We start from the raw sequence: 511 nt of genomic DNA on the forward strand, positions 1-511 counted from the left end.
CCTGGTTGGCCTTGGGGTCGCGGGCGGTGAAGGCGCCCCAGAACACGCCGACGATCTGGCAGCCCTTGAGCAGGGTCAGGTTCAGCGGGATCTTCGGGATGCCGGCCGGGAAGCCGATGACCAGGAAACGGCCTTCCCAGGCGATCGAGCGCAGGGCCGCCTCGGCGTAGTCGCCACCGACCGCGTCGTAGATCACGTCGGCGCCGTCGGGGCCGCAGGCCTCCTTGAACAGGCCGGCCAGGGCCTTGGCCCCGTCCTTGTCGAACGGGCCGGCCGGATAGACCACGCCGGCGTCGGCGCCGTGCCTGATCGCCAGGTCGACCTTCTCCTGGGTCGAGGCGGCGGCGATCACCCGCGCGCCGGCGGCCTTGCCCAGCTCCACCGCCGCCAGGCCGACGCCGCCGGCCGCGCCGACGACCAGCAGCGTGCCTTGGCTGGGGGCGGCGTTGTCGAGCACGCGCAGGCGGTCGAACAGCAGCTCCCAGGCGGTGATGGTGGTCAGCGGCAGCGC

At 73.4% G+C, this 511-nt stretch carries 1 protein-coding gene; it reads right to left on the reverse strand.

The window, feature by feature from the left end; genetic code table 11:
* Positions 1–511: zinc-binding dehydrogenase (locus D1Z90_RS21150; RefSeq protein WP_147378846.1), on the reverse strand; the 511-nt coding region annotated here is incomplete at both ends.

This window comes from Motilimonas pumila, assembly GCF_003596335.1.
GTDB lineage: Bacteria > Pseudomonadota > Gammaproteobacteria > Enterobacterales > CBDFNC01 > Motilimonas > Motilimonas pumila.